The sequence below is a fragment of the Parasphingorhabdus sp. genome (genome assembly GCF_059726685.1).
Genome location: NZ_AP041068.1, coordinates 1967343 through 1981628 on the forward strand (window position 1 = coordinate 1967343; position 14286 = coordinate 1981628).

Here is a 14286-nt window from a genome sequence, read left to right on the forward strand (position 1 = left end):
GATCAAATGCCAGCATCCACTGAATTGTTGGGTGACATAACCATATTCTGCGAAATTCGGCAAACAGGTTAACCAATGCGTAATCAAAATTTGCGGTTAGTCTTTGTGAAATACGAAAATTTTATTTTATCCAATTTGGGTAAGCAAGCGAGTCCTTTGGGACACACCACTAGGGATTGAGTCCGCCAGCCGCGTAAAGACTCCATATCTGGTGGGGGACTCGTTTCGTTCTCCTTTTCAATTGTCTGTTAACCATAAAGACACGCCTTTAACCTAAGTTAACGGCCTTGACCGCTGGCCGTTGAGGACTCACCCTAAGCGTCACTTCAGTCAAAAAGGCGAAAATTTCATGGGTATCATTGAGCGTATCGACACGCCCAAAGCAAAAGCAAAGGCAAGAACCAAGGGCACGAAAAAGCCTGCGGTTGTTCTGCCTCTGAACCAGATTTTGAAGATGGATTGTGTTGAGGCGATGAAATCCTTGCCCGATGAATCCGTCGATATGGTCTTTGCTGACCCGCCCTATAATCTGCAGCTGGGCGGCGACCTTTACCGCCCTGAAGGCGGGCAGGTCGACGCGGTCGACGATGCCTGGGACCAGTTTGACAGCTTTGCCGTTTACGACGCTTTTACAAAGGCGTGGTTGAAAGAAGCGCGGCGCATATTGAAGCCCAATGGTTCGCTATGGGTGATTGGCAGCTATCATAATATCTTCCGGGTCGGAGCATCGTTGCAGGATCTCGGCTATTGGATCCTCAACGATATCATCTGGCGCAAAGCGAACCCGATGCCGAATTTCAAGGGTACACGCTTCACGAATGCTCACGAAACGCTGATCTGGGCGTCGAAAAGCGAGAAGGCGAAATATACGTTCAACTATCGCGCGATGAAGAATCTGAATGACGAGCTGCAAATGCGCAGCGACTGGGTCATGCCGATTTGTGGCGGACAAGAACGGCTGAAGCGTAATGGCGTAAAAGCGCATCCCACCCAGAAACCCGAAGCTTTGCTGTACCGGGTGATGCTGGCGACGACCAACAAGGGCGACGTCGTGCTCGATCCGTTTTTTGGCACAGGTACAACTGGCGCGGTGGCGAAACGACTGGGTCGTCACTGGATCGGCTGTGAGAAAGAAGACAATTACTGCGAAGTAGCGGAAGAACGCATCGAAGCGGCCCTGCCACTGGATGAAAGCGAGCTGAAGACCATGCAGTCGCCCAAAGCAAAACCGCGGGTTGCTTTTGGCACATTGGTTGAAACCGGCTATCTGAAACCGGGCACGGAATTATGCAGCAAGAACCGCAAATTCAAAGCCAAGGTTCGTGCCGATGGCTCGCTGCTCTGGAACGGCCACGAAGGCTCGATCCATAAAATCGGCGCAACGGTACAGGATGCACCGAGCTGCAATGGCTGGACCTATTGGTATTATGATGATGGAAAAGAGCTGAAACCGGTTGACGCCTTGCGCCAGACCTATTTGCTGGCCACGGAACCATAGGAAGACTATCATGGTGGATGCTGTCGGTCCGGATGCAAAACTCTATCTGAAGCCTGTCGGATTTCTCGACAGCCCACAATATTTTGATGACCAGAATACACGCTTAAACAATAGTTTGTTATGGTTTTCTCAAGTAGAATATTCTATAATTGAGAATGGCAAGCCAACGATCCGAAATCTGGTTCCGGTGGAATTGTGGGACAAGATTGCATCGCGGTTGCCAGAACCCCTACAAGAGCGCGCTGCCGCATTGTTTGCTAATCTGACTAAGGCCCATGCACCGCTGCAATGTGGTGAGCGGGTGCTGCGTTTTGATCAACCCCATGTGATGGGCATCCTCAACATGACGCCGGACAGCTTTTCCGACGGCGGCAAACATGAGGGCGAACCGCAAAACGCTGCCGATGCAGGTTTCAATATGGCGACGGCAGGGGCTTCGATTATCGATATTGGCGGAGAGTCAACGCGGCCCGGCGCAGAAACCGTTTGGGAGGGTGATGAGATCAAACGTGTTGTGCCGGTAATCGAAAAACTCGCACAATGTGGAGCTGCGCTGTCGATCGACACCCGCAAGGCCGCAGTGATGGAAGCGGCGATTACAGCGGGCGCACATATTATCAATGATGTTTCTGCCTTGCTGCACGACAAGCGCTCACTCGAAGTTGCGGGCGTGTCGGGCCGGCCCGTGGTGCTGATGCACGCGCCATCCAGCGGCAAGGACCCTCATAAGGGCGCAGGTTACGGCAACGTTGTGACCGACACGTTCGATTGGCTGGAACAGCGTATCGGCGATGTTGTGGAAGCCGGTTTTGAGCGGGAAAAGATCATCGTTGATCCGGGTTTGGGATTTGGGAAATCGCTGTCTGATAATCTGGCACTGATGAACAATATCGCGTTATTCCATACACTTGGACAGCCTCTGCTCATCGGTGCGAGCCGCAAACGCATGATCGGCGCGCTGTCGAAGGAAGCGCCGGTAGACCAACGCCTGGGCGGCTCCATCGCCTTTGCCCATCATGCGATCCAGCAAGGGGCACAGATCGTGCGTGTCCATGATGTGCCGGAAACAGTGCAAGCCGCGCAAGTCTGGCGCGGGATGCGTGATGCCGGGGTCACAGCGCGGGTTTAACAGGGTCATCGATCTCAATCTAAAATTAAGTAAATTCCCGCTGGCAAAGCGCACGTGACGTCCATAGGATTGGACGAAACGAAAGGAATTGTAATGAAAACACGCTATTTGCTCGCTGCCTGCTCGCTTCTTTCCATCACAAGCGCAGGATTGGCAGAGGTCCCAGATGACACGAGCAAATTTACATCCGAGCGTGTTTTCGACCTGGAATATGCCGATGATCCGCAGATTTCTCCAGACGGCAAGACTATCGTTTACGCCCGCAAATCGATGGATAAACGTAGCGACCGTGTCCTCGGTGATCTGTGGGCAATCACCACGCAAAATGGGGAGCACAGACCGTTGGTGTCGGGGGAGGGGTCCAGTTCCTCGGTACGCTGGTCACCTGATGGAGATCGGCTGGTATATCTCACGACAACAGATGGGAAACCTGACTTGCGGGTCCGCTATATGGATAGCGGCGAGAGCTTTTCACTTGCGCAATTAGGTGTAAATCCCTCTGCACCAACATGGTCGCCCGATGGCAAGTCAATCGCCTTTTCCATGTTTGTGCCGGACAAGCCTGCGACCTTTGCCAAGCCGCTAAAGGGGCCAAAGGATTCTGAATGGGCAAAGCCGGTTCGCGTGTTCGATGATCTGGTCTTTCGTTTTGACGGCGCCGGTTATCTTCCCAAGGGAAAGAACCATGTTTTCATATTGAGCGCTGAAGGCGGTACGCCGCGTCAGGTGACCAAAGGCAAAAATGGTTTCAGCTCTCCCGAGTGGCTTGGCAATGGCGCGCTTCTGGTGACGGGCAATGATGTCGAAGACGCCTATCTAGACCCGATTGAGAGTGAAATCTATCGGGTGAATCTGTCGGACCTTTCCATGACCGCTTTGACACAGCGCGATGGCCCTGATTTTGGGCCGAAGGTCTCACCCAAAGGATTAAAAATCGCCTATTTGGGCTATGATGATAAGCTGAAATCCTATCAACATACCGAACTCTACGTGATGGGCACCGATGGTACGGGTTCGCGCAACCTGACGGCGAATTTTGATCGCTCCATAGATTCCGTGCATTGGCGTGCCGACGGAAAGGCTCTGATTGCTCAGGCAGAAGTAGACGGTTTGCTCACCTTGTTGTCGATTGATCTGTCTGGGAATGTTAAAACCCTTGTGCGTGATGTCGGTGGCACCGCTATTGGTCGCCCCTATGCTTCGGGCAGTTTTTCAGTGGCGAAAAAGGCCGGAGGAAGTTCGCCCATCATTGCCTACACCAAGGCCAGCACCAATCGTCCAGCGGAAGTGGCGCTTTCTCGCGGCGGGAAAACCGGCCGGGTTCTGACCAATCTCAACGATGATGCGCTTGGTCATCTTAAACTGGCCAAAGTGGAAGAAATCATCACCAAATCCACGCATGACGGCCGGGATATTCAGGCCTGGGTTGCACTTCCTCCCGGGTTCAAGGCGGACGGATCCTATCCCATGATCCTTGAAATCCATGGCGGGCCGTATGCCATGTACGGCCCGTTTTTTGCCGCTGAAATTCAGCGCTTTGCGGCGGAAGGCTATGTGACGGTTTATGTCAATCCGCGAGGTTCGACCGGCTATGGCGAAGCGTTCGCGCAGCTTATTGATCTCGACTATCCGGGGAAAGATCATGATGACCTGATGTCTGTTGTCGATGCCTTGGTTGCCAAAAACTATGTCAGCAAAGACCGTCTGTTCATAACTGGCGGTTCGGGCGGCGGCATATTGACGGCATGGGCCGTTGGGAAAACCAACCGTTTTGCCGCCGCTGCTTCCATCAAGCCCGTGATCAACTGGACCACCATGGCGCTGGCGGCGGATATTTCGCGATTTGTCAGCCGTCACTGGTTCCGTGCGCAACCTTGGGAACAGCCGGAAGAATATTGGCGGCGGTCGCCTCTGTCCATCGTGAACAACGCGAAGACGCCTACGATGCTTATGGTGGGCGAGGCGGACTGGCGAACTCCGGCTTGGGAGGCAGAACAGTTTTATACGGCCTTAAAGGTCCAGAATGTCGATACCGTGCTGGTGAAAATTCCGGACGCGCCGCATTTAATCGCCGGTCGGCCGAGCAATCTGATTGCCAAAGTGGACAACATAATGGGTTGGTTCGCAAAATATGATCCGGCCAAGGCCGACAAGATGAAATGAGTTAAGGCATCGCGGTGCGGTGTTATCGGTCTGCAAGTTCCACCCGCCGCATATTACGCGATCCAGCAAAAGATGCAGGTCGTGCGTGTCGATGGCGCTGGAAGGATAGGTGGCTTACGCTTTACTCGTTCACTGTGATGTGCGACGTTCAGGTTTGAAAAGGAGCTATCAATGCCATTTAACAGAAAAATACTAGCCGCCATGAGTATCACACTGGCGGGAATGGCGTTTCTACCGACCTCTTCAAATGCTACTTTTACTGATCCGAATGCTGCCAGTGATGATATCGTTGTCACGGGTAATAAAGTTACCAAAGAAGAGATCTCGGCGTTTGTCCGCACGACAATTTCAACGCCGAAAGGCGGGCGGCACAAAGGTCAATATGCGCGCTTTCAAGGCGCTGTCTGTCCAAAGGTTGTCGGCCTGTCTGAAGAAAACATCAAGCAGGTTGAGAGACGCATGCGCGGCGTCGCTTTGGCCGCCGATATGCAGGTAGCGGCGGAAGGCTGCGCGCCAAATGTATATGTAATGGTCGTCGCTGACGGCAACGAGGCCATCTCGATGCTGCGCAAGAAACGATCACGACTATTTGGCGACATTTCCCATTATGAACGAGAGCGGATCGCCAAAAGCGGCGGTCCGGCCTATGCATGGAAGCGGATTCAGGCGAGCTCTGCGGAATCGGGTGTGCTTCAGAACTCCGATGATGTAAGCATCCTGCCGGTGGATACTCCCGCCAAGACATATGTTCCAACACTGACTTCAAACGTGAAATCGCGGATCAAGCGAACGGTCACGCAAGCGATGACGCATTCCTTCCTGTTGCTCGAAAAAGGTGCCCTGGTGGATCTGACCACCATCCAGATTGCGGATTATGCGGCGATGCGGTCCTATATGGATACGCGAGACGGCAAGACGGCCAAAGCACCTGCCTACTCTATCCTTTCGCTATTTGATGCCGCTGCAGACGATGGAAAAATGCCTGTTTCGATCAGTGAACTGGATTTGGTTTTGTTGAGTTCACTATACCATTCACCTGCTGACGTATCCGCTGCTATGCAAAGCTCCGCCATGATCAACCGGTTTGAAAAGGAACTGAATTCCAATCAGGAGGACTGATTGGTTGGAAATTTGAGCGGTAGACCGGCCGATTTTAGTCTGCCAGTTCCACCTGCCGCACGTCATAGCCGACTTTATTCAGATCAGCGATCAGGCCATCCAGCTGTTCCTTGTCCTTGGCCTCACACTCGATATCGGTGATTAGGCCCTTGGCAGGGAGGTTGGTAAAGACGCGCTGATGATAAACCTCGATGATGTTGACTTCATGTTCGGCGAATTGCTTCACGACGTTATAGAGAGCGCCTGGCTGATCGCGCAGATGCAGACGGAGGCGAGCCAGGCGGCCGGAGCGGGCCAGGTCACGGAGCAGAACATTGGCGAGTAAGCGTGTGTCGATATTGCCGCCGCACAATACCAGCCCCACTTTCTCACCGGCAAATTTACCCTTGTTGCCGAGTAGGGCCGCCAGGCCGGCTGCACCAGCGCCCTCGACAACGGTTTTTTCTATCTGGAGCAACAAGCTGACGGCACCCTCCAGTTGGGCTTCGCCAACGAGCAGGATTTCATCGACATATTCCTTGATCACCGCAGCGGTAAATTCGGATGGATTGCGCACCGCAATACCTTCAGCCAGCGTATCTCCACCGGCAGTTACATCCTTGCCGTTCAGTTTTCCGTACATGCTCGGGTAAAGTGCGGCTTGGACACCCGTCATTTTGATATCCGGTTTCATGGCATGCGCCGCAGTCGCCATGCCAGAAAATAACCCGCCACCGCCGATCGGAATGATCAAGCGATCAAGGTCGGGAACAGCCTCCAGCATCTCTATCGCAACTGTGCCCTGGCCAGCGGCGACATGCGGGTCATCAAAGGCGTGGATGTAAGTCAGGCCGCGTGCCTTAGCGAGCTCCAGCGCGTGCGAATAGGCTTCGTCATAATTGCCTCCCGCCATGACAATTTCCGCACCATGGCCGCGTGTTTGTTCCACTTTGACCATCGGGGTGGTCGTAGGCATGACGATGGTGGCTGGAATATCGAGATTCTTGGCATTGTACGCCAGACCCTGCGCATGGTTACCTGCCGAGGCGGCAATGACACCGGCAGTGCGTTTGTCTTCATCCATCAGCAGTAAGGCGTTTAAAGCGCCGCGCTCCTTGTAAGCGGCAGTAAACTGAAGATTCTCGAATTTCAGAAAGACTTCCGCGCCAGCCATTTCGGAAAGAGTGATACTCTTCAACGTCGGCGTCTGCACGACGCGGTCACGAATGCGAGCATGGGCCGCCCGAACATCTGCATAGGTGAAGGACGGAAGTGAACTGGTATCTTGATCGGTCATAGTGCCAAAGCCCCTAACCCATCTGGTCTTTCAGGGAAACAATGATTATGCGAGCCGTAAGGATAATAAATTATGGCAAAAATTGCATTTATCGGAATTGGCGTGATGGGCGGCCCCATGGCGGCCCACCTTGCTCGCGCCGGGCATGACTTGACAGTCTACAATCGTACCCAATCGAAGGCGGAAAAATGGGTTGCGGAACATGGCGGAGCTTTTGCGCATAGCCCTGCCGAAGCGGCCAAAGAGGCTCAGATCGTGATCAGCTGTGTTGGCAATGACGATGATTTAAGTGCGGTTACCATGGGCCGTGACGGCGCTTTCGGTGCAATGCAAGGCGGTGGTCTGTTTATCGATCATACCACGGTCTCTGCCCAGATTGCCCGACAATTGTCGGTCGAGGCACAAGGGCGTAGCATATATGTTGTTGATGCGCCGGTTTCCGGCGGACAGGCAGGGGCGGAAAACGGCAAATTGTCCATCATGTGCGGCGGTAGTAAAGAGGCCTTCGCCGCAGCGGAAAATATCATGTCGGTTTATGCAGCACGCATTGTTCATGTGGGTGGGCCGGGTGCCGGGCAAACAACAAAAATGTGCAATCAGATCGCTATTGCCGGGGTTTTGGAAGGCCTATCTGAGGCTCTGCGTTTTGCTCAGGCGAGCAAACTGGATCTGGACAAGGTTTATGATGCCATTTCGGGCGGAGCTGCGCAAAGCTGGCAAATGGATAACCGCTGGGCCACCATGGCCAACGATGAATTTGATTTTGGCTTTGCGGTTGACTGGATGCGTAAGGATCTCGGACTGGCACTTGCAGAAGCACGGACCAACGGATCGACCTTGCCCGTCGCTGCATTGGTTGATCAGTTTTATGCTGAAGTTCAGGCGGCGGGCGGCGGTCGGCATGACACAAGCTCGCTGGTTTCAAGAATTGCCAAGAGCAGAGCGTAGTTTTTAGGGATTGATTTTCGGGGGATAGTGATGCGTATTTTTTCATCAATAGCAAAAGCGTGCACGACCTTATGGGCTGCCGCTATGATTGTCGGCGCGCCAGCTCAGGCCGACAGCTTGATCGAGAACGTCAATGGAATAACGCTCAATGAAGAAGGGAAAGTTGTCCGGTTTGCTGCGATGGTTATCGACGACGATGGTCGGGTAAAGGAGTTGCTCGATCGGAAAGACAAGCGTCCCAAGGATGTTGATTTCCAATTTGACGGCAAAGGTAAAACGCTGATCCCTGGCTTTGTTGATGCCCATGGCCATGTCATGGGATTGGGTTTTGCCGCTCTGACACTGGACCTCTCGCAGACAAAGACTCTTGCTGAGGCACAAGAGGCGTTGCGCGCATATGCAGCCAAATACCCTAATCGACGGTGGATTATCGGTGGTGGATGGAATCAGGAAGTTTGGGGCTTGGGGCGTTTTCCATCAGCTGCGGAGCTTGACGTTGTTGTTCCGGACCGGCCAGTTTATCTCGAGCGCGTCGACGGCCATGCTGCCTGGGTCAACAGCGCAGGTATGAAAGCTGCAGGTATCACTTCCGCAACCAAGGCGCCTTCGGGCGGTGCAATCGAAAGAGCAGGCGGTAAACCAACCGGTATCTTCGTCGACAAAGCACAGGGACTGTTCAGCAAATCCATTCCGGCGCCGCGCCCTGTCGAAAAAGACCTTGCTCTCATGAAGGCTCAAGAAATACTGCTTTCCCAGGGAGTAACCGCGATTGCTGATATGGGGACCACGATGTCCGATTGGCAGAGTTTTCGTAGGGCAGGAGACAAAGGGCAACTTAAAGTTCGGATCATCTCTTATGCCGGTGAAATCGAAAATATGATTGCAATTGGCGGACCGGGACCGTCGCCATGGCTTTATGATGATCATCTGAAACTAGCGGGCGTAAAGCTTTATATAGATGGAGCGTTGGGATCACGTGGTGCGTTGTTGAAGGAACCCTATGCCGACAAACCGGGAGAGAAAGGATTGGCGCTACTGTCCCCTGCGCAACTTAAAAACAAGATGAGCCGTGCGGCGATGGATCGTTTTCAAACAGCGGTGCACGCGATCGGAGACCAGGCCAATGAAGAGATTTTATCTGCTGTTGAAGAACTACAATATACTTTTAAAGGTGACCGACGCTGGCGGATCGAGCACGCACAGATTGTTGATCCTATGGACTTGCCAAGAATTGCTCGCACCGGAACAATTGCATCGATGCAACCAGTTCATCAGACGTCGGATCGATTAATGGCAGAGGCACGACTGGGACCCGACCGCCTGGACGGTGCTTATGCTTGGAAATCGATTCTCGAATCGGGCGCGAAATTGGCCTTTGGAACCGACGTTCCTGTTGAATCGTCCAATCCGTTTCCCGGATTGGCGGCTGCAATGACGCGCGAAGATGCAAATGGACAACCTTTTGGTGGATGGTTGCCGGGTGAGCGATTGACCCGTGAGGAAGCATGGTACGCCTACACCATAGGAGCAGCTTATGCATCGTTTGCCGAGGATCGGATCGGGAGTCTAACAAAGGGAAAACGCGCAGATTTCCTAATCATTCAGGAAGATATTATGTTGGTTGCGCCACAATCGATCAGGAATATCAAGGTTGAGCAAACGTGGGTTGGTGGGCGGCCGGTTTTTGTAAATGAGACGATACAACCAGTAAAATAACCTATGTTTGGGTCATATTAACTGAAGTTGCCTTTTATTACTTGCGTTTGGTAGGCCTTGACCGTAAAAAAACTTCTGATAGCGGATGCACCCCATAAAGAGTCGCGCAGCGTTATTGGCATATCAGAAGGTCGGGGCTTCGACTTTGTCCTTTGGTAACTAAATTATTCTGATTGGAGTAAATAATGAAGTTAAAAAAATTGGCCGCTTCCGTAGCAGCTGTATCCCTCATCACCGCTCCTGCAATGGCTCAGGCTGTTCAGAGCACTGCTCCAGTTGCAGAACGCATTGGCGCTACTGCTGATTCCGACGCTGAAAAGCTCGAAGGTAGCACTGGCATCATCATCGGTGTTTTGGCTGCTGCAGCTGTAATCGCCGGCATTATCATCATTGCTGATGACGATGACGATGAGCCAACAAGCCCCTGAGGCCTGGAAAAATATTCAAAAAAGCGGGGCGTTATCGTCCCGTTTTTTTTTGTCCAATGATGATGGATTAGACGCAGTTGGGCCGTTGATCTTGCATCATGGTAAATTGCCTTTTCATAAGTGACAGCACAAGGCATATTGGGTTTACTGATTCTTAACGTAGAAGATAAGGCTCTCATCTGTGACTGCACCTGTTCGCTTTCCGCGATTTTTTGTTACAAATCCTAGCCCGTGCCCTTACTTGCCCGGCAAAAGCGAACGGAAAGTCTTCACCGAGCTGAGTGGTCCTCATACCGACGAACTCAATGATGCATTGGGACGAATCGGATTTCGTCGCAGTCAAAACGTCGCATACCGGCCAAGCTGCCTTGACTGCAAAGCTTGCGTTTCGGTGAGGGTATTGGTCGATGAGTTTCGACCCAATGCTACGCAACGAAAATTATTGCGGCGCAATCAAGATCTGGTCGTTGAGGCTTGCGAGCCATGGGCGACCGAGGAACAATTTTCTTTACTGCAAAAATATCTCTCTAAACGGCATCCCGGTGGCGGGATGACCGAAATGGATGAGATGGACTATTCCGACATGATTGAGCAGTCGCCGGTAAAAAGCTATGTCATCGAATATCGCGAACCAACTGTTAATGGCGTGAAGGGGCGACTGGTTGGTGCCTGTCTGACCGATCAACAAGGCGATGGCTTGTCGATGATTTACAGTTTTTTTGATGCCGATCATCCAGACCGGGCCGGCCTCGGCAATTTCATTATAATGGATCACATCTTGCGGGCACGCAAAGCGGGTCTACCCTATGTCTATCTTGGCTATTGGGTCAACGGATCGAGCCGGATGGAATATAAAGTCCGTTTTCAACCGCTGGAGCAACTTGGCCCCGAAGGATGGCGGCGATTTAATCGGGAAGTAGACGCCAAGAAGACTGTTTGATTTACCGAGAGAAATTCCCCGCAAACGGTTAGCTTATAAGTAGAAAAGCCCGCCAATCATTTTTGATCAGCGGGCTTTCGTCAATCTAGTGGATGTTCCATTGCGGTATCAGCAGTGGGCCTGCTGGCAACCTTTCAAGGGGCCAGGGTCATATTTTTTCGGTTTGGGTTTCCACACTTTTTTGGGAGCGGCCTTCCAGCGTTTCTTGGCCGGTTTGGCCTTTGTGTAGATGACTTCTTCATCGATGTAGGTTGTCGTGGTCGTTGTCGTAACCGGCGTGGACTCGATCACAACTGTGGTCACCATCGGTTGGGCATGCGTGTAATAATAGGCGGGATAGTAATATCCGCCCTGCCATCCACTGTGGTAACGTTTATGTGCCCGATATTGTGGCTGCGGAGCAGGGACACTGTATTCAGGAGCACGATAGTCTACTCCCGGAGCACGAGAATATCGCCCACGCTCTTGATAATCCTGACCATATTTCTTGAGCAGTTTGCGGCACCGGTCTGTGCTCTGGTCGATCGCAGCACCGGCCAAAGCGCCAACACCGCCACCAATTAGGGAGCCGCCCAAGCGGTTCCCGCGTCCCGCAATACGATTTCCGGCCAAAGCGCCGATCGCACCGCCGACAACCGCACCGCCAATCCCGCTGCTTTTCTTGCACCGCTCGAGATAGGCTAGTTCTTCGGTCCGGCTGTCATAAGCCCGCTCTTCGTAGCGGCGTTCTTGATAGTTAGGCTCGTCCCGGACAGGCCCTTCGTTGCTCCAGTGCGGACCATCAGCATAGGTGGCACCGGTTTGCGAAACATCGCCATCACCAATAAATGTACCGGAATATTGGCCTTTATATACCTTGCCTTCGGCATCGCGATAAGTTCCCTGCCAATCGCCCTTGTAACTGCCATCTTCGCGATATGCGCCGTCCCAGTCACCTTGATAGATTGTCGATCCGCCATGCGCGCCCGATGGCGTTGCGATAACCCGGTCATCATTCATCAGGATGCTTTTATCGTAGGTTACCTGACCAGCGCGGTAACCGTCATTATAGCCCTGATTATAGCGATCCCAATCGAGATTGCTGACGCTATCATAGACCACTCCACGGCGATCGGTCAGAACCGCATCATCATAATAGCGCGACCAGCCATAGCCAGCAGTGGGCCGGTGAAGGCCATAATGACCATAGTTGGCGATAAAGAAGCTGGGCCTGATAAAGGTCCTCGGCAGCCGGAAACCACGGTGCGGTCGTTTGTACCCTTTGCGATATCCCATGCGTCCCATGCGGACTTTTGCACCGTCACGAAAATGACGCCCGCCGCGCATGGCATGCCGCATATGTTTACCGCCCATGCGGTTCATCGTCTTCTTGGCCCCCTGCGCACCAGAGGCAAGGGCGGCGGCAGAGGCGAAAGACATATCTACTGGTGCCTGCGCTGCGGTGCTGCCCGGCACCGAGTCGATGGCGGCGGATGCCGCTGCTGGCGCCATCGCCATAGCGCCAGCCAAGCCAGCAAATAAAAGGGTCTTCATGGTTAACAACTCCCTGTTTCGGACCGTACGATTGGCACGTCCCACCGTGTAATGGTTAACGCATAGTTACCATTTTAGGCGTTGTTTGACCATTAGTAGCTTGTAAAATAGGGTAGATTTAGAACACTGTCTCGAAATGGGGCAATATAGTTACGGCGCTGTTAACCAAGCCCGTTAGCAATGGCTGCAATCAGCTTTGTCATGCCTTTCTCGTCCGCCGCCGTAAAACGATCGGGCAGGGGGCTGTCCAGATCAAGCACCGCTATAACCTTACCGTCTTTGCTGACAGGCACCACCAGCTCACTGCGACTGTCCGCATCACAGGCGATGTGCCCAGGAAAGGCATGGACATCGGCGACGCGTTGGACCTGATTGGTTGCTGCAGCAGTTCCGCACACACCCTTGCCCATTGCGATCCGGATACAGGCGCTTTTGCCCTGAAACGGTCCGAGCACCAGCTCGTCCCCAACTACCCGATAAAAGCCGGCCCAATTCAAGTTTGGAACATATTGCCAGATCAGCGCCGAAACATTGGCCATATTGGCTATGGAGTCAGACTCTCCATCAGTAAGTGCACGTGTCGCGGTAGCTAGATCGTTATATAATATGTCCGGAGACTGGTCTGCTGAGATGGAGAAATCATACATGACAGGGCCGCTATCAGTTTATGTGGTGAGGTTTCAAGAAGGTATCTTCACAAACCATTTATCTTCTTTAATTAAGGCATTGTTCTAAAGTGATTTTTTAAAAATTCTGGTCCCCGATTTTCAGGGTTTCTGAATGTCGGCCCAGAACGGCGCCGCAACCCACAAAAAATTGCCGCTGACAATCGGTATGAAGTGAAACTCACGGCAGGGCCCGAAAGGGCGACCATGCTGAAGTATGCTGAGACTTCTATATTTGGCGTTGGTCCAGCGCTGTCTTGAACTCACGTCGTGCAGAGACTTTTAGATATGGAAACAGCACGGCGAGGTGATGTTGAATACCCCGCTTCTGGTCGGTCCAACTGGCCTGTTCAAGCCCCTCGAGTTCCCGCAGATAGTCACCCCAATAGCGACTGACAATCCACAGTGACCGGGCCAGAACATCAATGCCCTGTTCGTTATCTCTCAAGAAGAGACCTTCTTCGTCAATTCGCTTGAGTAAGTCGACAAGCCCCTCATAGTCCGCGATCAGCTCAGAATCCGGTCGCTGACCAACGGGTGCGCCGGCATAATGTATTCGATCACGCAGAAGGAAGCGGTAGCGCCATGTCAACTGCATCCCGAATAGTATGTGATCAATATAGTTGTCAGCCAATGACCCGTTTTTCTTGGTTACGCGGTATTCTCTCATCGACAATATTGCATCGTCTTCCAGGGCTATCGCCAAGTCGCGCTTCGTCGGAAAATGATAAGTCAAATTCCCTTGGGACATGTCCAAGGAAGTCGCGATTTCAGTAACTGACGTAGCTGCATATCCCTTTTCGTTGAAGGCTTTGCGACTGGCCTCCAATATGCGGTCTGCGGTGTGAGAACGCGCTTTCATGTTTCCTGT

At 52.7% G+C, this 14286-nt stretch carries 12 protein-coding genes; 8 read left to right on the plus strand and 4 right to left on the minus strand.

The annotated features are described in order from the left end of the window. Positions 1-349 precede the first annotated feature (349 nt). The 4 genes from AC6I9Z_RS09700 (at position 350) to AC6I9Z_RS09715 (ending at position 5909) form a co-directional block, all read left to right on the plus strand. Entirely contained in the window at positions 350-1498 is a 1149-nt protein-coding gene (locus AC6I9Z_RS09700; protein ID WP_461455632.1) for a site-specific DNA-methyltransferase, read from the plus strand. A 10-nt stretch (positions 1499-1508) separates the two neighbouring features. Further along, positions 1509-2627: a dihydropteroate synthase gene (gene folP / locus AC6I9Z_RS09705; protein ID WP_461455634.1), complete on the plus strand. Its 1119-nt coding sequence runs from the start codon at positions 1509-1511 to the stop codon at positions 2625-2627. A gap of 93 nt (positions 2628-2720) precedes the next feature. Next, complete coding sequence (locus AC6I9Z_RS09710; RefSeq protein ID WP_461455636.1) at positions 2721-4790, plus strand: S9 family peptidase; 2070 nt, start codon at positions 2721-2723, stop codon at positions 4788-4790. Between the two features lie 171 nt (positions 4791-4961). Then, positions 4962-5909 (plus strand): hypothetical protein, encoded by a 948-nt coding sequence (locus AC6I9Z_RS09715; RefSeq protein ID WP_461455638.1) that lies wholly within the window; start codon positions 4962-4964, stop codon positions 5907-5909. 34 nt (positions 5910-5943) lie between these two features. Here AC6I9Z_RS09715 and AC6I9Z_RS09720 read toward each other — a convergent pair whose 3' ends face one another. After that, positions 5944-7185: a threonine ammonia-lyase gene (locus tag AC6I9Z_RS09720; RefSeq protein ID WP_461455640.1), complete on the minus strand. Its 1242-nt coding sequence runs from the start codon at positions 7183-7185 to the stop codon at positions 5944-5946. A gap of 72 nt (positions 7186-7257) precedes the next feature. Between AC6I9Z_RS09720 and AC6I9Z_RS09725 the strand changes: the two genes are divergently transcribed. The 4 genes from AC6I9Z_RS09725 (at position 7258) to AC6I9Z_RS09740 (ending at position 11217) form a co-directional block, all read left to right on the plus strand. After that, positions 7258-8133, plus strand: a complete 876-nt coding sequence (locus tag AC6I9Z_RS09725; RefSeq protein ID WP_461455642.1) for an NAD(P)-dependent oxidoreductase — start codon at positions 7258-7260, stop codon at positions 8131-8133. 30 nt (positions 8134-8163) lie between these two features. Beyond that, complete coding sequence (locus tag AC6I9Z_RS09730) at positions 8164-9849, plus strand: amidohydrolase (RefSeq protein ID WP_461455644.1); 1686 nt, start codon at positions 8164-8166, stop codon at positions 9847-9849. A gap of 185 nt (positions 9850-10034) precedes the next feature. Continuing rightward, positions 10035-10277: a hypothetical protein gene (locus AC6I9Z_RS09735; protein ID WP_109357270.1), complete on the plus strand. Its 243-nt coding sequence runs from the start codon at positions 10035-10037 to the stop codon at positions 10275-10277. 181 nt (positions 10278-10458) lie between these two features. Then, positions 10459-11217: an arginyltransferase gene (locus tag AC6I9Z_RS09740; protein WP_109357269.1), complete on the plus strand. Its 759-nt coding sequence runs from the start codon at positions 10459-10461 to the stop codon at positions 11215-11217. Between the two features lie 108 nt (positions 11218-11325). On the opposite strand, the gene AC6I9Z_RS09745 is transcribed toward AC6I9Z_RS09740, so the two are convergent. From AC6I9Z_RS09745 to AC6I9Z_RS09755, 3 genes are all read right to left on the minus strand, one after another. Further along, a complete protein-coding gene (locus tag AC6I9Z_RS09745) occupies positions 11326-12750 on the minus strand; it encodes an RcnB family protein (protein WP_461455647.1) in 1425 nt (474 codons plus the stop codon). A 161-nt stretch (positions 12751-12911) separates the two neighbouring features. Next, entirely contained in the window at positions 12912-13397 is a 486-nt protein-coding gene (locus tag AC6I9Z_RS09750) for a GAF domain-containing protein (RefSeq protein ID WP_461455649.1), read from the minus strand. A gap of 247 nt (positions 13398-13644) precedes the next feature. Continuing rightward, positions 13645-14277: a TetR/AcrR family transcriptional regulator gene (locus AC6I9Z_RS09755; protein WP_461455651.1), complete on the minus strand. Its 633-nt coding sequence runs from the start codon at positions 14275-14277 to the stop codon at positions 13645-13647. Positions 14278-14286: the final 9 nt, after the last annotated feature.